Genomic DNA, 24850 nt, shown 5'->3' with positions numbered 1-24850 from the left:
TTTTTCAAGCTTCTCCTTTTTATCTTCATCCTCTATTCATTGGATTCCACGCTTCATCTCCGATAACTTACATCCAAAAATAGACGGAGGGAATATGGGGATGGAAACCTGTCCAATCCTCTCTGTTTTAATCCTTCACAATCCCGTTGAAAAACAATAAAAAAAGAACTGTCTAAAAGTGAAATGCCCCCAAAAGTTTTATGTCCAACTTTTTGAGGGCACTTCATTTCTTAGACAGCCCCTGGTTTCATCAAAACACTTTCGATCTTTTCTTTCCCCGGTCTATTTCGGATTATAGGGCCGGGTATCCAACGGCAATCCCCACTGCGGATTATATTTTATAATGTTATTCGGAATAGGGAGAACGTAATATTCGGAATTTATCGAAGCCGAATAAGTCTGAGTTCCGATTTTGTGCTCGATAGTGGTTTTACACCACGGCTTGCCATTATCCAATGCCAAACGTTTCAGATCGAGCACACGCTGGAAAGTTGCAATCGGTAATTCCCTGCGGCGTTCTTTCAGGATTTCCTCCAACAACTGATCTTCAGTCAGGGCAGCTCCATTGGGAAGGTCCGTACTTCCCTGCGTATTGTCATACCTGTATTTCCTGAGGGTATTCAGGTCAGACAAAGCTTCTGTTTTCCGACTGTTCCGGGCGTATGCTTCTGCTCTCATCAACAACAGTTCAGGATAACTGAATCCTTGTGTCATTTTTATTTTTACATCCCGATAATATTGTAAGACAATCCCGTCATCATACTTCGTATCCCCTACAGTCGTCGCATATCCTAAATCCTTCAGCATAAACAACCGGTATCTCAAATCCGTATTTTTATCGAAAAGAGAGATAAACTCTACCGAAGGATAACCACTGCTTCCCATCCCTCCTGAAGGAGCAACCCGATAGAACAACATTTCCCGGTGATAGGTCTGTCCCAAATAATCGTCCTGGCCCTTCAAATCCAATGATACCTCCACATCAGTACCCGGAGAAGGACTGGCCTCCGGATCGGGTTCATAGTAGAAATCGTTGTAATTATAAATCAAATTATCCACCGAACCTTGCTGAGCTAAGGCCGATGTCCAGGCCATATCTGCATATTCCAGCATTTTTCCGAAATCACGTGCAAACATGTAATAATAAGCCATCAAAGTCTGTACTGCACATCGATTCATACGGGCAGGATGGTTTACATTATCGGGAACACTCTTCAGAGCGAAATCGATATCCGCTTTGGCCAGCCCGAACACCTCGGCCGTTGTGGATAATGCCGGATTAGCTTCTGTAGGAGAAGCTGCGGTACGATAAGGAATCGTTTTTGTATCGTTAGCTCCGGCAGGATCATAAACAGGTCCATAAATCATGGCCATTGTCAGATAAGACCACGCCCGGGCAGCCCGGGCCTGTGCCGACAATTCCTCAGCCAATTTCGCCGTCTTTTCATTCTTTACGTCATTTACCCCGTCAATCACATTGTTCAACAAACCGACGGCACGATAAGTACCCCATTCCCAAAAATAATCGGGTTTTTCAGGATTACCGTAAGGCAATTTAAACGTATAGGCAGCGTAGCGGTTAATGTTCGGATGGGTTGCGGTATAATTATAATTGGCACTATTCTCACTGATTTGCAGGTTATCTCCCAAAGAAGCGAGAAGCGTACCTTTATTATTGTCCATATAGTACCAATCTACCGTATACGTATTATTGAGTATATTCTCAAACTCTTCTACTTCCGTAGGAATCAATTTTCCGACAGGCTTGACATCCAAAAAATCATGACACCCCATAAACAAGCCCACCATTAAAGAAATAGTCAATAATTTCGCTTTCATAAGTATATATATTTAGAATGAAAATGATAAACCAAAATAAAATTCAGGACGCAATGGCAATGACGTGAATCCCTGTTCCGTAAAATTATTATATGCTCCTGTCATATTCACCTGAGCAGTTTCCGGGTCTATATCCGTCCCCTTAGCCGTCACAGTCCAAATATTGCGTGCCTGGAAGTAAGCCCGAACATTGTTTACTCCTACAGAAGACAACCAATGTTTAGGGAAGGTATAGGCAAGCGTCACATCCCTCAATTTCATATAACTGGCGTTTCCGGTCAGGAAATCGGTATAAGGGAAATACCAATGTTCCGTACTTCCACTCCGGAGTTGGGGATATTTTTTGGTAGCTTCATCTCCCGGCTTTTGCCAACGGTCGGCAACATGACGATTCTGATAATTCATACCATAGAAACCGTCTTTACGGTATTGATGCCCTAATTTGGCGATAAACATAAAAGAAAGCTGAACGTTTTTATATTTGAACGCATTGGTAAACGACAAATCATATTTCGGACGTACCGTACCCAAATATATAATATCATCGGTAGTCAAGTTAGCGAGCCGGTCTTTCTCTCCGTTTGCCGAATACCCCAAAGCTTCTCCTTTATCGTTCAGACCCGCATATTTAAATCCAAACATAGCGTCGGCAGGGTAACCTTCAGCTAAAATAGGTGCCATACTGGCCCATTGGCTGGTATACATCCGGGTTACATTATATGTTTTAACTTTATTTTTATTATAACTGAAATTGAAAACCGAATTCCAGACGAAATCCTGTTTTTTGATAATATCGGCATTAACAGAAAATTCTACACCATTGTTCTGCATTTCCCCGACATTTTTTGTCAGACTGCTGAATCCGGTCGTCGGGTCGATGGCATCTCTGGCCAACAAATCGGAGCTGTTCTTCAAATAATAATCGAAAGTCAGATTTATACGGTTATCGAATAAAGCGATATCGGCACCGATATTGGTCGTTTTTGTCTTTTCCCAACGCAATTGATTGTTTGGAGGAGAAGCAATACTATAAGAAACTCCACCGGTCATTTCCTGATAAGAGCCTGCCGCAAGCATCAGGTACGGACCTTCGCTTAAAGAAATATTTCCGTTGATTCCGTAAGAAGCCCGCAGATTTAAACGATCGATCCAGGAGACGGAGAAGAATTTCTCTTCAGCCAATTTCCAGGTTGCTCCCACCGACCATAACGGTTTATACCGGTATTTCGAATCTGTTCCGAAGAAATTGGTCAAATCCAACCGTACACTTCCGCTAACCAGATAACGGCTGTCGAATTCGTAAGAACCGTTTCCATACCAGGAAACAAAACGGTTATCCCGCAAATTATACGCCCCGTTTTTTAAAGAATAAACCGTAGTCGAGCCGAACAACATATCCGCCTTATTCAAACCTGAATTCCAATCTTTTATATTTACCGGAATGAAAGATCCTGCCGTCGGATTATATCCCAAACGGGTCGCATACTGATTATTACTATAAGTACTTTTGCGTACTTCATTTCCGGCAAGGAAGGTCACCCGGTGCCTGTCATTCAGAAACGAACGGTTAAAGTTGATCTGAGTCCGGAGTGTCCAGCTTTCATTGATGTTACGCCATTCATCGATCATTGCTCCGTCCGGAAAATAATGACTGGCGTTGTTTGTCTTGGAGGTTGCATCATTGTATTGAATCCTGATACGATAAGCATCCCGGTCATAAGTCGTTTTCTCCACTTTATTTCCTTTGGTCCAAATCCCTCCGGTCTCGATATTCAATCCATCGATAATATATATCTTTAAGGTTCCTCCCAAACGAGTCTGAATATCTTCCGTATCGGTCGTCTCCTTACCCACATCCTCAATCGGATTATAGCTCCAGTCCTTCATATTAGCGATTTTCTCATAATTGGCAATTTTATAAGTACTGGTCGAAAATACCGTCGTCGGTTTGCCCGTCTCCGGATCGACCAGATTATCATAAGGCTGTATCAACGAAGTATTGGTATAACCCAACAAATCGCTCCAACCTCTTACCGGATGTTCATCTTTAGTATATACGACATTAGCCATTAATCCCAACGAAATGTATTTGGACGGTTTCCAGTCGTTCTTCAAATCGAAAATCAGACGGGAATTGTCGGAATGAATCATATTTCCCCGATTATACATATAATTGACAGCTGCATTAAACCGATTTTTCTCCGTACCGCCATTGATGGCTATATTATGCTGATGGCTGAGCTGATTGCGGTAAAAGTATTTCTCCGCCTGCTTCAAACCGTTTATATTCCGCAATTTATCGATTTCAGCCAAAGCTTCTGCCTCAGTCATATTTCCTTCCCGTGCCTGCATCATCAGCCAGGTCACTTTACTCATATTGCTAACGGATTGCGTACTGGGACGGTTCGGATTCTGGTAATACAAATCTAATTCCGCATCGATATAATCCGAAGTCGACGCCCGGTTCAATTTAGATAATTGAGGCTTTAAAATCGTACTTACAATTCCTTTATAAGATACGTTAAAACGATCGGCAGCCCCACGGGTAGTCGTTACTACAATCACACCATTAGCAGCTCTGGACCCATAGATAGAGGCAGCGACCCCATCTTTCAGCACTGTAATATTCTCAATATTCTCAGGATTAATCGATTCGAGCCCCCCCTCGATAGGATAACCGTCCAACACCACCAAAGGCTCGTTTTCCGCATTGAAAGTTGACACACCACGGATTTCTATTTTACCGTCTTTATCCAGTACAACTCCAGTGGCCTGTCCTTCCAGGACAGAACTCAGATTCGACTGTAATTTTGTCTCGATATTCCGGGGAGTTATCACTCCGAACGAACCGGTAGTCCGTTCTTTCGAGATAGTTTGGTAACCTGTAACAATCACCTCATCGAGACTTTCGGCAGCGCTTTCCAAGACCACTTTCAATTCCTGATTGTTTCCGATTTTTATTTCCTTCGTTTTCATGCCCACAAAAGAAAATTGCAAAATCAGGTTGGGCTCATCGTCCACTTTGATCTCAAACCGACCATTGATATCGGTCGCAACACCTGTCTGGGTACCTTTCACTATAACAGAAACTCCGGGAAGGGTAATTCCTTTTTCATCTTTGACAATTCCCCGGATCAGCCTTTTCTGTTGCATCAGAGTTTCCAGCACCTCCCGACTGTTTTCCCTGTCTTTGATTACCACAACATCCCGCAGGAAAGTGTAAGTAAGTTCCGTCCCCTCCAATATCTCATCCAATGCCTTCTCTAATTCCAGATCATGAATTTCGATCCGGCGGTTCCCGATATTTTTCAATTTCTCCTCATTATAAAAAAAACGGACACCGGTTTGTTGTTTTATTTTTTTAAATACCTGACGCAACTCTGCGTTCTCCATGATCAGGGAAACCTTTTTCAATTGTGCATTTGTTGCAGCAACTACCGAAAGATTCAACATCACAGTAAACAAAAGGCATAATTTCATAACCCGGAATAAAGGATTAAAATTAATGGGTACACTACGCCCATACACTTCGTTTTTTTTCATAACTTTGTTTTAGTTTTAGTGAATACTGAAATTAACTGCTCGGATGCGGATGAAGGTTGGCGCTGACATCCGCTCCTTTATTTTTTATTCTATCAAAACAGTCTTGCCTTTTATGCTAAACCGGACATTTCCACCGATTTCCATAAATTCCAGAAAATCGTTGATTGTCTTATAACGTTCCAGATCACCTGTAAAATGTAATTTTTTGACTTCTTCGCGTTTATAAAAAACGGCAATATCATACCACCTGGACAATACTTGCATGATTTCTTCCAGTGTTGCATTTTCAAAAACATATTTTCCGTCTTTCCAGCCGGTATATAAAATAACATCTACTTTCCGGGGCTGAAGACTTCCTCCTTCTTCATCCTTTATCTGAAAACCAGGTTCCAACATGATTTCCCGACCCGGTTGTCTCTCCGGTCGGTACACCACCTTTCCCTGCACCAATGTTGTAACGGTTTTTTGTTCTTCCCGGTAATCCCGAACGTTAAACCCCGTACCCAACACCTCAATCGCTCCCCTGGAAATGTGTACGATAAAAGGATGTTCGCTATCTTTCGCCACCTCAAAGTAGGCCTCTCCTTCTAAATAAACCTCCCGCCGTTCTGCGGTAAAACTAACCGGGAACCTTAGTTTTGAATCGGCATTGAGCCAAACTTTAGTTCCATCCGCTAAAACCAACTGATATTCCCCTCCTATCGGAATATCAATGGTATTGTATACCAATGCTGGTGTCTTTTGTTTTCCTTTATATTCCACGACGGCAGAATCCAAATTCAGGAGCGTTCCGTCTTCTCCGATCAGTTGCTGTTTTTTATCTCCTAAAACTATTTTCTCTCCGTTTGCCAGCGTAATCATCGCCTTGCTCCTGCCGGGTTCCACCACTTCATTTTTTACCGTCAGCGGGGGGACAGACCGTAGCTGTTCCCGATGACTCCAAACCAGTCCAATCCCCACAAACAACAAAACGGCTGCCGCTGCGGTAAGACCGATACGCCCAAACCTCCACCACCTTTTCCTGTTTTTGTATTGCAGGAATTTACGATACGCTATTGCAGAATCGAACTCCTCTTTCTGACGTAAACGTGCTAACCAACGTTTGCGATCCGGAAAAGGAAATTCCCGTTCTTCTATTAAGTTTTGAAGACGGATTTTCTCACTTCCCTTCAATTGTCCGGTAATTTCTTTACACCATAAATCAGAAAGTTCTTCCCTTATTTCGTCATCTTTGTTCATATAACGATTATTTATATAAATAATCCACAAAAAGACAAAACGGGTACCTTTATTAACTGAATTTTTTTCGAAAAACGGATAAATTTATTTAAAAAGTCAATCTTTGGGGTGGAATAAAAGACAGAATAAAATGAAAATGTCAGGCGACAGAATTTTCCGGATATACTGATAAGCTTCTTTTTTATGTTTTTTGACCGTATTGACACTGATTCCCAGAATTTCACCGATTTCTTCCACCGTTTTTTCTTCTAAACAAAGCAGCATCACCTCCCGTCGTTTCTCCGGCATCCGGGCAATCACGCCCCGCAATTTACGGACGACCTCTTCCTCGATCACCGCCCCGAAATCTCCGGCGCTCTCCTCTTCCTGCCCGCATTGGGTCAAACACAGTTCTTTTATATTCCGGTCACGTAAAACTTTCAGACAATTATGATATACCGCCCGATAAAGGTATCCGCGGAAAGAAGGCATATCTTCGAAATAAGTATCCGCTTCCCATAACCGGACAATGATCCCCTGCACCACATCCATAGCATATTCCCTGTCTTTCAGAATTTTCAAAGCATAACAACAAAGCGGAGAATAATACTCCGCATATAAATATTGCCATGCCTTTTCCTGCTTGGTATTGATACCGTATAAGAAATTCTCCGGTTCTTCCGCCATATCGAAAACATCTATGATGGACAAATATAGTGAAAGGCGAGAGCAAAAACAACAAACTGGTTGGATTGATTTTGCCGAACCGCATCTTATATTATACAAATATAGCAATTATAGCCCATTCCCCGATTTTATCGGACAAAAAATCTTATACAGACAGATGAACGAGAATGGATTGGAGCAGAGACTGACAGTAACCTTTTCGTTCAAGTACAGGAAATACCCGAGGCATGTAAGGCAACATTCGCCACTATACTACTATCAACGAGCTCATCTGCCCATCAAACGCGGTAAATTCAGGCCCGCCAAGAAACCAGCCGGTATACTTCGAGGCAAAAAAGCCTTCCGATTTCCCCGATGACAGGAACCGGAAAGCTTTTACACCAAGTATCACATAAAATATTACTCTATCGGCCGATTCTTCAACTCTTCCAGAATTTTGTCACAAGCCTTTTGCTGGGCTGGCGCACCGTCCTTCCTCATGTTGGCGAGGAACATGGAATAATAAGAGAAAGCCAGATGTCTGTCCATCTTCGGGAAATTCTGCCGGCAGGCTTTTATCAATCGGTTGAAATCACCCGCACGGCAAGCCTGTACCACATTCCAGAACGGATACAATTCCGTCATCCCGGCTGCATCCAGATTCTTTTGAATGGTAGCCCGTTCCCCGGGTGTCAAATCCTGTTTTTCAAAAGAAGACCAGCGCAGGTATTCCGTATTGCAACGCACCAGCAGGTTATACACCGTCTTTTCGCCCATCGCCTTCTCATAACGCGGACGGTTGGCCAGAAAATAAGCGTAAATATCCGAACCGACAGTATTCAGAGATAGATTCTGAAACAGGAAAGCATACTTTTCAGACACTTTTTCATCGTCATCCAAAGCGGCAAACAATTCGCCCGCCACCTTTCCCGCTCTTTTATCGGAAGCCCCCATCAGCAGATTCAGATACTGCAACAGGAACTCTTTATCCCGTTCTCCCGAGTCATAGCGCGTCTGTATGGCACCCCAGGCCGAAGAAGGGTCGTAATCCAATTCGCTGAGCAAATCATTTGCCGTCCGATAACCGACAAAACGGTGTACCATCGTCCCATCCGCATCGATCACAAGAAAAGTCGGATAAGCGGATACTTCATAACGTTTTTTCAATTCGACACCTTCCCCTTTTTCCATATCGTATTTGACGCATACAAAGTTCTCGTTCATGTATTTCCCCACCTTTTCCTGCGGGAAGATATCATTTGTCATCATCTTACACGGACCGCACCAGGAGGTATAACAATCCATAAATACCGTTTTGTTTTCCGCCTTCGCCGCTTTCAGCGCCCCGGCAAACGAAATGTCTCTGAACTCCACACCTTGTGCAAAGCCTGCCAGGGCAACACACTGGCACACACACATAAAAAATAATACTCTTAAATTCATAACCAAATTTTATAATTAACTGTTCAAATCTCAAGTTTAGGCTCCCATTTCAATAAAATCTCTAAATCAAGCAGGCCGGTATTTGAAGAAGCGAGTGTCTGAGACCCCATAATTTTTAAGAATTTATCCAATTCCTCAGTTAAGGCAGGTATTCCCAAATACTTCTTCAATTGAATATATTCTTTTGCAGCCGGATTGTCAATCTCTTTTAAAAGAAGAAATGAGATATTGAACATTTAGATAATATTGCCAGTGGAGGAAAATATAAAAAGAACTTTATGAATTTTATACCTTAAACACATTGAGGATTACGGACTTGAAAAAAAGTAACCATCCGAAAAGAATGTAAAACTCATAAAACAACCCCAAAGGACAAGGAACGACGATGAAAAGAAAAATAGTCGTAATTTTGATGGCTTCAAGTCAACCGAAAAGGAAAGCATAACGAACTCTATTCCAATCTATTCGCTACGCTTTTCCCAAATTTACTATTCCATTAGGTGTTTATTTTAACAAATCATCCAAGTATGTATAGAATTCCGCACTCTCTCCTGAAAATATTCTGACAATTTTCCCTTCCGGATCAATGATACACTTGGTTGGATAACCATTTACAGCATACAGAGCAGCCACGTCTATATCTTTACCATCATTGAAGAGTTGCACCCAAGGCAATGCATTTTCCTTTACAGCTGTACGCCATTTTGCATCAGAATCCCGACAAGCAATACTTATGAACTCGATTTTTACCTTATGTTTTTCGTAACTTTTCTTCATATCAGGAAAACCTTTGATACACCATACGCACCAGCTTCCCCAGAAATCAAGCACCACATATTTGCCCCGAAAATCTGTCAAGCTCACGTCCTTACCATTCAAATCTTTCAGTTTGAACTCCGGAGCAACCATTCCCACCTGAACCTTTTTCTTCGCCTCTTTTTGATACAATTCTGCTTCGGCCATTTTCACCAAAGTTTCTGCATAAGTTTTCATTGGCCCTTCTTTTACGCAACTATCCAACAAATCGAAAGCTTCTCTTCTTTTCTCGTTCACTACACACTCAATCAAAACTGCTGAAGCGTATTGTTTCGGATTAGTTTTCATATACTCCATTGCTGTGTCAGAGATTTTCCTTTTTAACACATCAATTTCCGCTTCTACCGCGTTAATGGCATCGATAGGAGAATTTTTGCCTTTCAAGGCATTTAACTCCATCTGTTTTTCGTCTACCACCTTTTGATCCGCTTCCAACTCCTTCTTGGCTTTCTGAAGGTCTGTATAGAAAGTGCTTCCGGTTATTTCATAATTTCTGAAATCGCCAGTCACAACAGCTTTTTCTCCCGGAATGATTACCAGTCGGATAGGACTGAACATAGCAGCCATTAACCCCTGCACATCTCCATATTTAGGTTTGCCTATGATGCCCACCGCATAGGTTGTATTTTTATCAAGCGCATCAAATCCGAATGCTCCAGCGTTAGAGGGGACTGTATCCAATTTCGTTCGTCCTGTTTGAGTATTAACATAAGCAACCAATAAAGTATCACTGGGAGTTTTCAAATTCCCGCTAACTTGATATGAACTGATTGGTTTCCACCGATTAAACAATTCTTCAATTTTGGTTTCAGAAGGTCGTGGAGCTTTCGCATCCAGTAATCGTCCTTCCTTGTCGAAAATCATAAAACGCGGGATATTGGTTATGCCGTATGTATCAGCATAATCAATTTGATTTTTCCCCGGAACGATATATTGTTCCCAAGCTGGTTTATCTGATGCCAGCTTCTTTTCCCAGGTTTCTACATCAGTATCAATGGAGATGCTGACAAAACGAATGTCCTGATATTGTTCAACCAACTTTTCGATGAACGGAATCTCTTTGCAGCATGGTCCACACCAAGTTGCCCAAAAGTCAATATAGGTATATTTGCCATGCCCGACCAGTTGATCAAGAGTCACTTCCCTCCCTTGCCGATCGCGCATCCTTAATGAAGCCGCCAACGTTCCCGGGGTTGTATTGTCTATAATCTTTAACTGTTTGACAGCCATTTCCCGAAGCTGAGGATCGGTGGATATTTTTAAAAATTCACGATACACGAACGGAATCGTCTCCGAGATATCCGCTCCTAACATCTGTGGAAACAATTGTGCAGTGAGCAAAGTCTTGCTTATATTGTTTCGCACACCCTGGTCTTGAGTCAATTCACCCAATACACGTATTTTTACAGCTCCTATAGGTAGTTCCTCATCTTTTTTGTACAGATCAGGGTTTGCCGTGACATACCAATCAATATATGGCACAATTGCAGCTACTTGCAACGTGTCATTGAAGTTGATTTTGTTCACAAACTCCATGAAATCTTTATCTTTCCGCATATCTACTCCCGCTTGTTGTTTGGCTATGGCATAGTTGAAATAGAGCATCTCCACCATCTTTTTCCAACCCTGTTTTTCTTGTGCTACGAACGTCTGATTTTTTACCTTTGTCAAGGCTTTCTCTACAGGAGCAAGTTGAATGTCGACATATTTCACACATGCGTCAAAATCAGGAATATCTCTCCATGTATTGTTACTGAATTTTTGGGAAAGGGTAACCGTTTCGCGGTGTATGTTCGTATAATCGGTTTCCGGACCGGTATCCCCTGAATAAACGAGTTTTATATGATCTTGCTTTTTTACAATATCAACGTGCAGCGACTTGTCAGGAGCAAGATACAGCAAATAAGAATGGGGGTTATCTTTTCCATCATGGACCTTAAAGAACGCATTCTTCACACCAGGGATTACGATTTCCTGTGAGAATGTTCCATCCGGACGAATAAGCAGGGTGTCCGGTTTCACATGTTCCATGGAAAGATCACAGATAAGAGTGGGGGTATCGGTAAAACCTTTCACCCGCCCGCTTAATGTCATTTTACTTGTCGTTTGTCCATACATGGATATGCTCCCCATAAGCAAAAGAGCTACCATACCATTTTTCTTCATGCTATTTTTCATATTCTCTCTATATATATTTTAATTTTTAACAGGAAGGCGTTTCCACAGGCAACTCGGTATCCCACGCCACATTATCGTAAGAATGGCATAACGCCAATCGATAATGACAGACCTGCGTTTTTTATTCAATGCATTTACCGCAATTTTAGCCACCTTTTCCGGTTTCATCAGTAGAGGATAGGTCTTTTCACTGCTGTCCAACAAGGCCGTATCCACAAACCCGGGTTTAATATCTGTAAAACGGATTTTCAGTTTCTGCATATATGCCAATTGCTCAAGCGAATCGATATAGATATTCTGGAATCGTTTTGTTGCCGAGTAGGCCGGGGCAACACCCAATCCCTTTGTTCCGGCAATAGAACTGATTACAGCCAAATGTCCGCCACCTTGTTGACGGAAATAAGTATATGCGGCATTTGTCATACGGATAAATCCGCCGACATTAGTGCGTGCCGTATCGATTTCTATTTCCGGTTGCAAGTCCCGGTTTTGTTTGCCGATACCTGAACACAATAAAAACAAATCCATTCCACCCAATTGTTCAATCAGCCCATTCAATTTCAATACAGCATCCTTTTGGGTTACGTCCAACGCTTGCGTTGCTATTTGTTCCGGATTCCGTTCTTGAAATGCTGTCAGAAGTTCTTTTCTTCTGCCGGCTATCCCTATTTTCCATCCTTGCGCAAGCAGTACCTTTGCTATTTCTTGCCCAATACCTGAAGTAGCTCCCACAATAATCGCCCGTTTCATACTTTATGCTTCAAACTACTATTTTAATACCTCGGCCAATATCTGCCGTACCTGACTCACACTATGCGGAGCACACAATACCGTTCCGTCGGGTGCCACTAACATATAGTAAGGCACTCCGTTTCTTACTTGGTATTTATTATAATAGAAATCATTGAATCCTTTTTCAGTCATCACATAATGTGGGAACGGGAACTTGATACGTTCCATGGCCTTACGCCAAGCCTCCTGCTTTTTATCACACGAAACAGCTATCACCTCTAATTGACCAGAGTACTCTTCCGCCAATTTTTTCACTTCCGGCATACTGTGAATACACATCCCGCACCAACTTGCCCAAAAATCTATCAGCACATACTTACCCTTTGGAACCACATCCACCAACTGAACCTGTCTGTTGTCTATATCTGTCAAATCCAAGTCGAGGAGCGCCGCACCCACTGTAGTTTGCTTAGCTAATGCCACACGTTTTTTGAATTCGTTGTAGCGTGCCGTGTCACAAGGACATCCGATGATGTTGTTTTCCAAAGTTTCCACTTGTTCTTTGGTCAAATTATATCCGCGTTCCAATAAACCATTGGCTAACATCACAGACACTACTGATCGAGGGTGGGAATGGATAAAATCCCATTCCCGATTACTCCCCTTCATATTCATAAATTCTTCATAGTCTTGATGCGCTTGTCCCCCTTTTACCTGGAGTTTGGATTTGGAATCCAATTCCGAGTATGCCCCAGACGTGATACTTATTTCCGTGTTTTCCACAAATAAATCCGTGTAGGTCCACTTGATTTTCATCCCCGGATTTTTAGTTTGTATCTCCATGTTATTGGTAATTAACATGAACGCTTGTGGGCTTTCCACTCTCCCCTTCAACTCAAAACGCTCATCTTTTACGATAGTTTCCGCTTTTGTAGAGCGTTTCCCTTCTTTCTCCATCAAAGTAACTTTCACGCCATCCGGCATGCCCGGAATGTAACCCCGGATGACAAATCCCTCCTTCTGCGCCCAAAGATTAAGGCTTATAAACAACGCTAAAATAAAAATTTTTATTCTCATGGCATTCAAATTTTAATCTCACTCTATGTCATTGGGCATTACGTACCAAACGCAAACTCAAATATTGCGCGTTGTTTTCTATACTCTGCCGATACACCTGATCGGATTCGTAATAAAGCTTACGATAGAAATAATATTCTCCGTTTTTTGATTCATCTTTGGTGCTCGTCCAATAGAATCCATACGCTCCCATAAAACGGTATCCCGGTGTCTGCATAATCATATATGGAGTATAATAACCGGCCAATTGAAAATTCAATCGGGTCCCTTCTTCCGCTTGCCGCATCAATGTACCTGTCCCGCCGCCTCGCCAATCCAATTCATCTGCGTTTGCCGCAGACATACCCAATGCTCGCTCCAACTGCTTGAAATCTTCATCGGTAGGAATGCGCCAACCTTCAGGTACAGCGTTTGGGGCATCGAGAAGGGTATAAAGGAAACCATACCTATCGGAATAGACATCCGAGGGATTAGTTTGTCCCGTGTTCCCGTAATCCACATAATACTTGCAATCGGACGTACGATAACGGCAGTTTTCCGTCATCCATTCCAAATTGCCTATACGCACATAATTATAGGTGTTGTCATCTCTTGTGTCCGTGAATGTCCCGGTCGATACTGGGCTAATAACCGGCAGTTCGTGTGAATCGTCATCGCTACAGGAGGCAACCAATCCTACCCATACGATACTTAACAATAATTTATTTATCCATTTCATTTTTTCCTCCTTCATTAATAAATGTAACCTAATTCTATTACCAGATCGCTCAATAATTGCGCGCGCTCAATAATTTTCGGATATTCCGCATAGTCCACCTTTATCTGTTCCATCGTAGAACTGAAAATCAGTTCGACATAGGCGTTGATGTCATCCGTCTTATCAGGATACTTTCCTAACTGTTGAATCACATAACTACCAATTTTAAGCACTCCGGCAACAAGGAAGCCCGCTTCTTTGCAATGATGTAGATTAAGAGTCATATCTTTTTGAGGGTTATCGGCGATACTAAACTTTCCTTCATGCAGATTGCCGCATGCAGTATAGAACTCTTCCAAAGCCGCTTCATTATCCATAAAGGAGCCCCCTAAATAAGAGATAAAGAACGACTCGGCCAACGCATTTTTTCCCTCCTCGGATAAGGTCAGGATGTCCCCGACGGCCAACGCGACGGCACGTTCACCGGAAACCGTGAGAGTAGAGGTCATCGATCCTCCCATCATAGCGTCCGGATATTGGATATCCGTTGACAAAAACCAGGAGAATGGTCTTATGGACGCGGACAAGTGAGGCAATACATACTCTTGCAAAAAGGAGGTCGCTTGCTTCTTCTCTTCCATGCTCTGCAACAGTTTGTAAGAATAGGTAAGGGACGAGTTCGTACTAGCGCCCACGGAATAGTTGACATCCAACAGTTCAATAAAATATTGCATATCACCATTGGAATCCTTTCCCAACTCTTCTCTTCGAAGCGTATCACTAAAGAGCAAATAACAGTTTTCCTGTTCGAAAAAAGTGCGCCGTAGCACAGATTCCTCATCCATCGCATCCGCGGCAGGGGCAAAGCAATCTATATTGGTATCCACCTCGGGTGTCAAAGTGTCTTCCTTGGCGCAAGCCGTCATTCCTGTTAGAAACAACACACTTATATAGAGGATGTTGTATCGTGTCTTCATAATCAATTGTCATTTGGGGTTATTACTGAAAATTCTCTTACAGGGCGTTCGTTGTTCGGCATACCCGTGTTAAAATCCAATACCTCTTGTGGGATCGGCAGAGTGTAGGCCGGATCGTTTGCTTTCAACACAAATAAATGGGCTTCTTCCATAGTCGTTTTGTCTGCATAATAAGTGTATTTATGAGTCAATTCTTTCGATTCCGGATAAAACTCACATACCCCATAGCGACGGAGGTCAAACCAACGAAATCCTTCCAATGCGAACTCTTTACGGCGCTCTTCGCGGATGTCCTTTACTAATTCTTCGCCAGAACCGATTACTTCATAGCTACTCCCCGAAACATACCTTTTGGCACGTAAAGCATTCAGCCATTTGCGAGCTTCATCCTCCTGTCCTAAGTATGCGGAAGCTTCGGCTTTGTTCAAATAAGCCTCGGCCGTACGGAAACAGAACTTGTCAGAAACAGGCGCTTTTTTTCCTCCCCAAGCCACATTGTAATATCTATTGTAATAGTCACTTTCTTCCGGATCTCCGTCATCCGTCATACCGGGACCCCGTACTAATTTTGTGCTACCGATGAACGTGTTTCTTTTCCACCACCATTGCGTCTTCCGTAAATCATCCTCCTCGTAAGCGTCGTATAATTCGTGAGAAACCCTGTAAGACTTATATTCATAATAGAAAAAGTTGGGAATATCATTATCTCCCATGGAGAAAATCATCTCTTCGGAATCTTCTGAAAGAAATCCGTCGTACGGTTGGCGGCTGTTCAAATCAACCAATGTGTTTTGTCTTACCAATACGGAATCCGCATAGTCTGCGGCCAATTGCCAATTCTGCATATACAGATGAACACGACTCTGCAATAAATTCACGGCTGTCAAGTCCGCCCGATAAATATTGCGGGCCTCTCCTGTTTCCGCCAAACAGGCTTCAGCGGTTTTCAGATCGGACAAAATCAGGCCATAGGTTTCCTGTACCGTATTACGACTGAATTTGATGTCGAGCACACTCTCTGTCGTTTTGAGGGGTACGGCAAGATCTTCTTTCGCGGTAGCAACGTCATACGGTTTACCATAGAGATTCACCAACCAAAAATAATAGGCGGCACGCAGAAAATGAGCTTCGCCCTTTACACGTTTTGCTCCCAATCGTTCATCGGCAGATACTTGAGGAACATCCTCAATACTGGAAATGACGTTATTCATGACATTAATCAAACGGTAGAGTTCCGTCCAGGTCCCGTTTTCAGTGATAAAACCGGTATAGGAATCGTTTTGTCCCACACGTTGTTGCCAGGTGTAGTATCCAAACAGATTACGTCTGAAATTGTCCGCACCAGAAGCAAAACCACCGCCCCAGGCACTGTAATAACTATTTTGTTCCTCGATTTCATCGGCTAAAAAATGGATAAAATACCCCATATTACTACCGCAACCATTCACGGGCAGATAACCATCCCCTGCCAATAATTCATCCAAATCCTCATAGGAAGAAACGTAGTACGTGTCTTGCGAATATTCTTTCAGGAAGTCGGAGCAGCCTATTGTCAAAAGGACGAGCAGACCGCCTAATCCTATATATTTCAAAGCTTTCATAATCTAATTATTTTAGTAAGATTTAGCGTATCGCTGTTAGAAATTCAGATTCAGACCAATGGTATAAGTCGGTGTATCTGAAAGTTGTATATCCGAGAATCCTCCTTGAGTCGGAGTCTGTCCGCGTAACTTACTGTTACAAAACGTGTACAAATTAGTAGCTCCCAAAGTTAACGCCAATCTTTCCAACTTCCAACGACTCAATATTCGCCGAGGAAATTCATAGGTCAGCGAAATACTGGAAATCTTCAAATAGTCAGCACTCACAACTCGTAAATCCGAGTAATCATACATCGTCCAGGCGTTATCCGCAATTTTCACCACATCCGAGGTGGAAGCGGAACTCCAATGATAACTGTAATAGTTGTAACCATTTGAAGCGGAACCCATGATGGCAGGAATATCCGTAGTCAGTTCATCTCCAGGCTTTTTCCATGCTTTCAACATATCCCGATTGATATTGGCTTCAGCGGAATAACCGTATACAAAGTCTTCCATCATACGGAACAGGCGAGTACTACCACCGATACTGTAATTCAATGAAATTCCCAAACGCCATTGTTTGTAGTTAAAGGTGTTATTGATGCTACCCGTCATATCCGGATCACGTTGTCCAGAAGGTACCAATACTTTTGTATATACACTATATTTGTCCAAATCTACCAACTCAGATTTGCGGTCTTCCCAATCATCAAACATCGGACCTCCGTCCACAGGGCTTAACCCCATATATTTGTAAGAATAGAAAGTTCCTATCGGCATACCTTCTACCACAGCAGTACCGTTCAGAAAATCACTCAATTCATACGTTTCCTGTCCTGGCAAAGTACTCATGGTATTTGTCACCTTGGAGAGAGAACCGGAAAGAATCCAGTTGAAATCTTTCGTTTTTACCGGAGTCGCGGTTATACCGACATTCCAACCTCTGTTACGAAGCGTCCCGGAATTTACGACATAGGTATTGAAACCGTTAACATCCGAGATAGTTTTACTCATAAACGCATCAGAAGTCTTTTTGTAATAGTATTCAAAATTTATCATCAAGCTGTTTTTGAATACTGAAGCCATCGCTCCTAAGTTGTAAGATCGTGTCTTTTCCCATTTTAAATTCGGATTAGCGAAGCCACCGGAAGCCACAGTGGAAATCATCTCATCGCGATAGTCGCTGTAACTACCTTTCTTCAACACCAGCACAGGCGTTTGTCCGTCAAGCATGTTACCCTGCTCTCCGTATGAACCTTTCACGGAAAATGACTCCAACCACGAAAGTTGTAAACCGGAAACAGTCTTCAAGTCCACCAAACCGGAAACCGACCACACAGGTAACAATTTTTCGTTACTGCGTGAACCGAATTTGTTAGAACCGTCGTAACGGGTATTAGCGTTTAAGGTAAAGTAGTCCTTATAACCATAAGTAGCTGTCGCATAAGCTGATAATAGGTTTGTAAGATTATCCGTGATGCTCGGAACATTGCTTTGCACCCAACTGGAATAATACGTAGGAAAAGAAGACGGAGAGAGATCCGTGACAAAACTCTTTCCTCGATCATCGTAGTAACCGCGCTGTGTATGGGAGTAAGCATTGTAGCGGGAGGAATTTGCCTCTGCTCCGATAGAAACGTTCAAAAAATGATTCTCGTTTTCGTCCAAATACTTGTGAAAATCCGCCTGTAGACGGGCGGTATAGCTCTTCGTATTATAATTATTGGTCGCCAACTCGCCACCATAGGGGCACAAGCTACTTTCAGGTGCTTTTTCTCCGTAATCCGAACCACGTAAATCGGCAATATAATGGGTCTTTTCGCCCCAATGACCGTTCAAATTGGCAGAATTGACAGAACCTGATACAGTGGCGCTCAACTTTAACCATTCTGTCACCTCGTAATTCAAATTCACAGTAGCCGTAAAGTTACTGGTACTCTGTTTTTTATAACTATTGACCAATTCATTCAATATATTGAAATTTAAATAACTACCGTACCTATTATAGACACCATAAAAATGGTAAGAACCATCTTCGCTAAAAGCGGGAATAGCCCTACTGGTATTATAAGCATAATCTATAGGATTCACTTCATCCTGAGTGTATTTACGCTCGTTCAAATAACCGTTTAAATTGAATGAAAGCCTCCATCGGGAAGAGAGAGTCATATCCAATTTAGCCGCAGCTGTATAGCGTCGATTAGTTGTACGTCTGATAACATCGTCCTCGCTTGTATAACCCAACGAAGCGTAGTAACGGATATTATCCGAACCTCCAGAAACATTAATGGCATAATCTTTGGAAAACGAGTCTTTTGTCAGCAAGTCAAACCAATCGGTATTCATGGTCTGCAGGCGATCTACTTCTGTCTGAAACTGTTCCTTGGTCAAAGCTCCGCTGTAATACCGGCTCAACACATATTCATAGCCGGTCAAGGGCATATTGTTGGGGTAAATGTAGTGATTGGCTACCAATTGTTGTGAAAACTGTATACGTTCTTTGGAGTTCATCAAGTTGATTTTATCGTCTGTATAGCGAGGATGACGACGAAAAGTGCCCGTAACGGAGCAAGAAATCACCGGCTTACCCACATGCCCTCTTTTAGTCGTCACCACGATAACCCCATTGGCAGCACGTGTGCCATAAAGAGCGGTCGCTGCAGCGTCCTTTAACACATCCAAACGTTCAATATCCTGCGGGTTCAAACCGGAAATGGCATTACCGATACGGTTCACATAATCAGGGTCATTTAATACGTCAGGAGACAAGTTTACGGGATCATTCACGATGATACCGTCCACCACCCATAACGGCTCACGATTTCCGATAATAGTAGAAGTACCGCGTATACGCAAACGGGGAGTGGCATTGATTTCCCCACTGTTAGAGGTGACAACCATATCAGGAATTTTACCTTCCAACATCTGATTTAGGTTAGTAATACCAGGTTTTTGTATGTCATCCATTCTGACAGAGGTAACCGAACTCGTCAAATGGCGTCGGTCGATATTCAGATAACCGGTAACAACAACCTCGTCAATCTCGCTTACCTCAGCCTGCATGACAATATTCAGTTCCTTTTGACCGGTGTAGGCCACTTCTTGCGATTGCATACCGACAAAGGAAAAGACAAATGCCATCTCTTTTTCATCTATGAGCAACAAGGAAAATCTACCGTCGGCATCCGTCGAAGTTCCTAATATGGTACCTTTCACCCTAACTGTGACTCCCGGCAGAGGATTGCCTTTTTCATCCTTCACAACACCTTTGACACAGTCCGGGGCCGGACTCAGTACCGACGATTGCGGGCGTTCTTTCACCACAATGATGTCTTCATTAATAACCCACGTCAGACCGGTGGAAGCGAATACTTTATCCAACACTTCCGCCACGGTCGCGTTCTCGGCGTTCACGGACACCCGTCCCACACGTTCCCCTTGTTCCTTGCTCATCATAAACTGCAAGTTGGTCTGCTCACGGATTTGTTCCAGCACCTGCCGCAACGATACGTCCTGTAATTTCATGTTCACCCGTTCCCGTTGCGCCAAAGTAGTAGCGGACAAGCTGAAAGAGAACAGACAAACCAGAATAATACACAATTTCATCATTTTTCCGATTTTTTGCCAGCGGTAATGATAAATACCGAGGCATTCTGATTTCTTTTTCATAAATTTGTAACTGAGATTAAACATGGCTACCGAACGGATGACAGCCGTCCCGTAGCAAACCTATCTTGATAAGGGAAGTGTGGGGACACTTCTCTTATTTTATTCCACCACAATCATACGGTCGCCGACCTGGAAAACAATCCCTGTGGATTCCGAAATGGCTCCGAGAATTTTCCGGATATTTTCATACCGTTTCAGATGGCCCGAAAACCGGATGTCTTTCTTCCCGGCCGACTGAAAAATTACTTTTACATCATACCAGCGTCCCAACTCTTCGAGAATCTCCTCCAAGGTGTCGTCGTTAAAGCAAAATTCCCCGTTTTTCCAGGCGGTGTACTTCCGGATATCCACTTCCCGGAAAGTGATTTCCCCGCTATGATGGTCGCAAGCGGCCAGCTGCCCCGGACGCATCCGCCACTCTCCGGTACTTCCCTTTCCGGAAATACCGATTTCTCCCTCCACCAATACCGTTTCCGTTGCCCGGAGGCCATGGGTATTCACATTAAAAGCAGTGCCATACACCCGGATGCTCACCTCGTCCGTTTCCACATAAAACGGACGCTCCGCATCTTTTGCCACTTCAAACCAGGCCTCGCCTTTCAGATATACTTTTCTTTCCGCCGCCGCAAAAGCCACCGGGTAGCAAAGTTCCGACCCGGCATTCAGATGCACGGCGCTACCGTCGGCAAGCAGCAAACGGTATTCCCCGCCATTGGGTATGGATAAGGTATTGTAAACCACGTTTTCCGGCTGCGACGCCACCGGGGCGGAATAAACCACTTTACCCGAATCTATCCGGATACTCCCGGCCGTTTCCTGCAAATCCCGTTGTCCCGATTTTTCCAAAACAATCCGCTCGCCGCTGCTTAATTGCAAAAAGGCCCGGCAGGTACCCGGCTCCACCACGGTTTCCGCCATTTTCACGCTGACTTCCGGTCTGTCCTGTTTCACTAACAACCATACTACACCTAAGGCCATGAGCAGACTGGCCGCCACTGACAAACGAATGAGGTTTCTTCGGATGCTCTGCCGCCGCATATTCTTCCGGAACTTCCGGTAGCCCCGTACAGGTTCCCAACCGACATACTGCCGGAATTCTCCTATCAGGTACTCATCATCCCCCACCTCCTCATACAACCGCCGCATACTCTCGTCCTCTAACAAACACGCCATCTCCGCCCGCTCATCTGCCGTGAGTCTTCCCGCATAGGATTTCCGAAATAAAGTCACCGTTTTTTCAACACTTTTATCCATTATTTTTTCATTTTTATACCTATTGTGCATAACAAATGAAAAAGGGTGACAAGAAAACTGATTTTTTTTGAAAAAGAAGGTATTTTATAAGGAGGGATATTATTTAAGTTTTCAAGACAAGAAAAACGCCAACCAGAACACGCTGGCGTCCCCTCTCATTTTCCCGCGCAATTGTTTAAAGCTACGCTTTTTATGGGTTTTTACCGTGTTGACGGATATGCCCAACTTTTCGGCAATTTCATTGACGGACAATCCATCTATGCTCAGCCGGATGACCTTACGCTGTTCGGACGGCAATTCATCAATATAAAGATACAATTGCCGGAGCAACTCTTCACGGACAGTCGCCATAAACATTTCATCGGATTCCGGATCGTTTTCCAGCATCAACCGGTTCAGATGCCTGGATTTACACTTTTCGCGGCGTAACCACATCATCGACCGATTATAAACAGCCCGGTAAAGGTAATTGGTCAGCTCGTCTATCTGAAGAAATTTTCGTTCTCCGTTCCAAACATACAACAAAATGTCCTGCACCAAATCTTCGGCAATGACCGGGTCCTGCACCAAACGCCCGGCATAAGAGCATAAAGCCGCGTAATAGCAGCCGAAAACTTCCTGCCAAAGTTCCTCCTTCTTCTCGTTTACCGCTTCCAATATCCGACTTGCATCCATATTTCCGGCACTATCGTTCGCTTTACCACACTAACCGATAGTCTTCCAACCGGAATCCCCTCAGAAAGTCCTCCGTCCGCATTCTTTTTTTTCCTGACAACTGCAACTCCAGCACACGAACGATACCTCCCTCCACATATACATCAAAAAAGGTTTTTCCATCGGTACGGACTTCCCCCGCGAGCAGATTATGGCCCTGCCGTATCCTGGCGGCTTTAAATATTTTAAGTGTCAACACTCCGCCATCCTTCCCGACAGCCTGTAATTCCGTCCATGCCCCGGGAAAAGGCGACAAGCCCCGGATATGGTTACAGATGGTTTCCAGTTTCCCGTTCCAACGGATTTTCATGTCTTCTTTGAATATCTTCGGAGCGAGTACCGCTTCGCGCCCCCGCAGCAATCCACACTGGTCGGTCAACGGATAGTCCCCTGCCTCCATCGCCTGCACGGTTTTCAGCAACAAGTCCGCCCCTTTCTCCATCAGTTCGTCATGCAATTCTCCGGCGGTCATCTCCTCGCCGATTTCCACCTTTTCCTGAAAAATAATATTGCCGGTATCTATCTCCTGCTTTAAAAGGAAAGTCGTCACCCCGGAGCAGGTTTCCCCATTCATTACGGCCCGGTTTATCGGTGCCGCTCCCCGGTAATCCGGCAGCAGAGAAGCATGCAGATTCACCGTCCCTAAGGGAGGCATATTCCAAACCACTTCGGGCAACATCTTAAATGCCACAACTAATTGCAAATCGGCTTTTAGCTCTGCCAGCGCCTGTAAAAAATCGGGATCCCTGAATTTCTCGGGTTGCAGAATCTTCAGGCCGATTTCCCGGGCGTATTTTTTAACTGCGGATTCCTGAAGCTGTTGTCCTCTACCGGCCGGTTTATCAGGATTAGTAACGACTCCTACAACCTGGAATCCAGCCTCTATAATTCTTTTCAAGGGCAGGACAGCAAAATCGGGAGTACCCATATAGACGATACGCAACTTATGACTTGGCATTTTTCTTCTTTTTTATAAAGGCAATCAATTTCTTAAAGACTCTTGTGTAAGCTTCTGTATTCATCATCTCGGAATCGGTCACGGATTTATAAGTCAGTATAATTCCCAAAGGCAACAGAATAAAGGCAGAAATCCACATCCCGGCAGCCGGAGAGATAACAGCCTCCCTGGCCGACCTTTCTCCCATCATCGAAATAATATAATAGATGATAAACAAAAGCACGGAAACCACCACCGGCATTCCTAATCCCCCTTTCCGGATAATAGCCCCCAGGGGAGCACCGATAAAGAAAAAAATAAAGCAGGCAAAAGATAAGGTGAATTTACGATGCCATTCCAATTGACTCTTTATTACATTCTCTTGCTGAGCCACATAATAATGAAGATCGTCCTGGTTCCGTTGTTTTACCTCTCTGGCATATTGCAGGGCATTATCGACCGCCCGACGTTGTTCTTCAATATCAAAAGCAGTAAAAAGGCTGTCGGGATCACTGAACTTTCCCCGGCTTTGATCGGCCAGTATACTATCCCGTTGCGGACTGGGACTTTTGCTTCTTTGATAATTATTCGCCAATAATTTCTTCGTATCTCCTGCTTTTCTCACTTTCAATGCAGCTCGTGCCGAATCGATCGAATGACTCAATTGTTTGAGATTCAGCATCATCGAATAAGAACGAAATCCGTCTTCGTCGCTTCGTTTCAGGTCAGTTCCCGGCAATTCGATCAATACGGTTTCCTTATCGAACTTTAATCTTCTGAAAGGAAATGTTTTACGGGAACCGGGATTCTTCATTCCCTCATCTGTATAAGAATGGCCATTATACAAGACCAGTTCCATCAGATTACTTTTTGCATCACTGATCATCATCCCGGAATCGGCTTTGGTAACATCATAATTCCCGGAACCGTCCTTATGTTCGTATATCAGCATGTTATACATCATGCCGGTTTCTTTATTGATCTTATCGATTTTAATACTATATCCTTCCAAATCGTTCGTAAAGATCCCTTCTTTAAACGACATCTCCGGTTTTTGTTTCCGGATATCGTAAAGCAGGCTATAAAATTTAAGGTTCGCCACCGGAAGGATATTGTTCGAAAAGACAAAAGCGAATACTGTGAGGCATATAATCAGGATAATCAAAGGTTTCATAATCCGGTAGAGAGAAATACCTGCTGATTTTAAGGCGATCAACTCATAATTTTCTCCCAAACTTCCGAAGGTCATGATCGATGAAAGCAATACTGCCAACGGCAATGCCATGGGTACCAAAGTGGTCGCCACATAAATCAATAACTCGGCAATTACCGTAAACTCTAATCCTTTTCCTACGATTTCGTCTATCATACGCCAAAGAAACTGCATAATCAAGACGAACATACTGATGAAAAAAGTAGCTACAAAAGGCCCGATAAAGCTTTTGAGCATAAATATATGTAGTTTCTTCATTTGCCAATAAGTAACCTGTACATTATCAAAATCTTC

General features: G+C 43.4%; 17 protein-coding genes. All 17 read right to left on the bottom strand.

The window, feature by feature from the left end:
- Nucleotides 1–282: 282 nt before the first annotated feature.
- The 17 genes from AC5RDS_RS15090 to AC5RDS_RS15010 all read right to left on the bottom strand — a co-directional run bounded on the left by AC5RDS_RS15090 (nucleotide 283) and on the right by AC5RDS_RS15010 (nucleotide 24814).
- Nucleotides 283–1839 (bottom strand): RagB/SusD family nutrient uptake outer membrane protein, encoded by a 1557-nt coding sequence (locus tag AC5RDS_RS15090; protein WP_046402880.1) that lies wholly within the window; start codon nucleotides 1837–1839, stop codon nucleotides 283–285.
- A gap of 12 nt (nucleotides 1840–1851) precedes the next feature.
- Complete coding sequence (locus AC5RDS_RS15085) at nucleotides 1852–5382, bottom strand: SusC/RagA family TonB-linked outer membrane protein (RefSeq protein ID WP_118104822.1); 3531 nt, start codon at nucleotides 5380–5382, stop codon at nucleotides 1852–1854.
- Between the two features lie 84 nt (nucleotides 5383–5466).
- Nucleotides 5467–6621 (bottom strand): FecR family protein, encoded by a 1155-nt coding sequence (locus AC5RDS_RS15080; protein WP_118104823.1) that lies wholly within the window; start codon nucleotides 6619–6621, stop codon nucleotides 5467–5469.
- 96 nt (nucleotides 6622–6717) lie between these two features.
- Nucleotides 6718–7287 (bottom strand): RNA polymerase sigma factor, encoded by a 570-nt coding sequence (locus AC5RDS_RS15075; RefSeq protein ID WP_022160083.1) that lies wholly within the window; start codon nucleotides 7285–7287, stop codon nucleotides 6718–6720.
- A 399-nt stretch (nucleotides 7288–7686) separates the two neighbouring features.
- Entirely contained in the window at nucleotides 7687–8709 is a 1023-nt protein-coding gene (locus AC5RDS_RS15070) for a thioredoxin family protein (protein WP_118104824.1), read from the bottom strand.
- A 23-nt stretch (nucleotides 8710–8732) separates the two neighbouring features.
- Complete coding sequence (locus tag AC5RDS_RS15065) at nucleotides 8733–8945, bottom strand: hypothetical protein (RefSeq protein ID WP_118104825.1); 213 nt, start codon at nucleotides 8943–8945, stop codon at nucleotides 8733–8735.
- A 268-nt stretch (nucleotides 8946–9213) separates the two neighbouring features.
- Nucleotides 9214–11703, bottom strand: a complete 2490-nt coding sequence (locus tag AC5RDS_RS15060) for a TlpA family protein disulfide reductase (protein ID WP_118104826.1) — start codon at nucleotides 11701–11703, stop codon at nucleotides 9214–9216.
- Nucleotides 11704–11721: 18 nt separating this feature from the next.
- The gene (locus AC5RDS_RS15055; protein ID WP_118104827.1) at nucleotides 11722–12453 is read right to left on the bottom strand and encodes an SDR family NAD(P)-dependent oxidoreductase; all 732 of its coding nucleotides are present in this window, start codon (nucleotides 12451–12453) and stop codon (nucleotides 11722–11724) included.
- A gap of 18 nt (nucleotides 12454–12471) precedes the next feature.
- Complete coding sequence (locus AC5RDS_RS15050) at nucleotides 12472–13512, bottom strand: TlpA disulfide reductase family protein (RefSeq protein WP_118104828.1); 1041 nt, start codon at nucleotides 13510–13512, stop codon at nucleotides 12472–12474.
- A gap of 28 nt (nucleotides 13513–13540) precedes the next feature.
- Nucleotides 13541–14230 carry a fibrobacter succinogenes major paralogous domain-containing protein gene (locus AC5RDS_RS15045; RefSeq protein WP_013610660.1) on the bottom strand — a complete coding sequence of 230 codons (690 nt, stop codon included), beginning with the start codon at nucleotides 14228–14230 and terminating at the stop codon, nucleotides 13541–13543.
- Nucleotides 14231–14244: 14 nt separating this feature from the next.
- Nucleotides 14245–15039 (bottom strand): hypothetical protein, encoded by a 795-nt coding sequence (locus AC5RDS_RS15040; protein ID WP_494222396.1) that lies wholly within the window; start codon nucleotides 15037–15039, stop codon nucleotides 14245–14247.
- Between the two features lie 149 nt (nucleotides 15040–15188).
- A complete protein-coding gene (locus tag AC5RDS_RS15035; protein ID WP_013610658.1) occupies nucleotides 15189–16787 on the bottom strand; it encodes a RagB/SusD family nutrient uptake outer membrane protein in 1599 nt (532 codons plus the stop codon).
- A gap of 36 nt (nucleotides 16788–16823) precedes the next feature.
- The gene (locus AC5RDS_RS15030) at nucleotides 16824–20438 is read right to left on the bottom strand and encodes a SusC/RagA family TonB-linked outer membrane protein (protein ID WP_494222395.1); all 3615 of its coding nucleotides are present in this window, start codon (nucleotides 20436–20438) and stop codon (nucleotides 16824–16826) included.
- A 99-nt stretch (nucleotides 20439–20537) separates the two neighbouring features.
- On the bottom strand, nucleotides 20538–21692 hold the full coding sequence (locus AC5RDS_RS15025) for a FecR family protein (RefSeq protein ID WP_494222394.1): 1155 nt from the start codon (nucleotides 21690–21692) through the stop codon (nucleotides 20538–20540).
- Between the two features lie 111 nt (nucleotides 21693–21803).
- Nucleotides 21804–22367 (bottom strand): RNA polymerase sigma factor, encoded by a 564-nt coding sequence (locus tag AC5RDS_RS15020; RefSeq protein WP_013610655.1) that lies wholly within the window; start codon nucleotides 22365–22367, stop codon nucleotides 21804–21806.
- Nucleotides 22368–22389: 22 nt separating this feature from the next.
- Nucleotides 22390–23364 (bottom strand): methionyl-tRNA formyltransferase, encoded by a 975-nt coding sequence (gene fmt / locus AC5RDS_RS15015; protein ID WP_494222393.1) that lies wholly within the window; start codon nucleotides 23362–23364, stop codon nucleotides 22390–22392.
- Nucleotides 23351–24814 (bottom strand): LptF/LptG family permease, encoded by a 1464-nt coding sequence (locus tag AC5RDS_RS15010; RefSeq protein ID WP_118108528.1) that lies wholly within the window; start codon nucleotides 24812–24814, stop codon nucleotides 23351–23353. Before AC5RDS_RS15010 ends, fmt begins: the two co-directional genes overlap by 14 nt.
- Between the last annotated feature and the right edge of the window lie 36 nt (nucleotides 24815–24850).

This window comes from Odoribacter sp. (genome assembly GCF_985060555.1).
The sequence above is the reverse complement of the archived record's forward strand: the minus strand, read 5'-3'. Positions and strand labels throughout refer to the sequence as shown.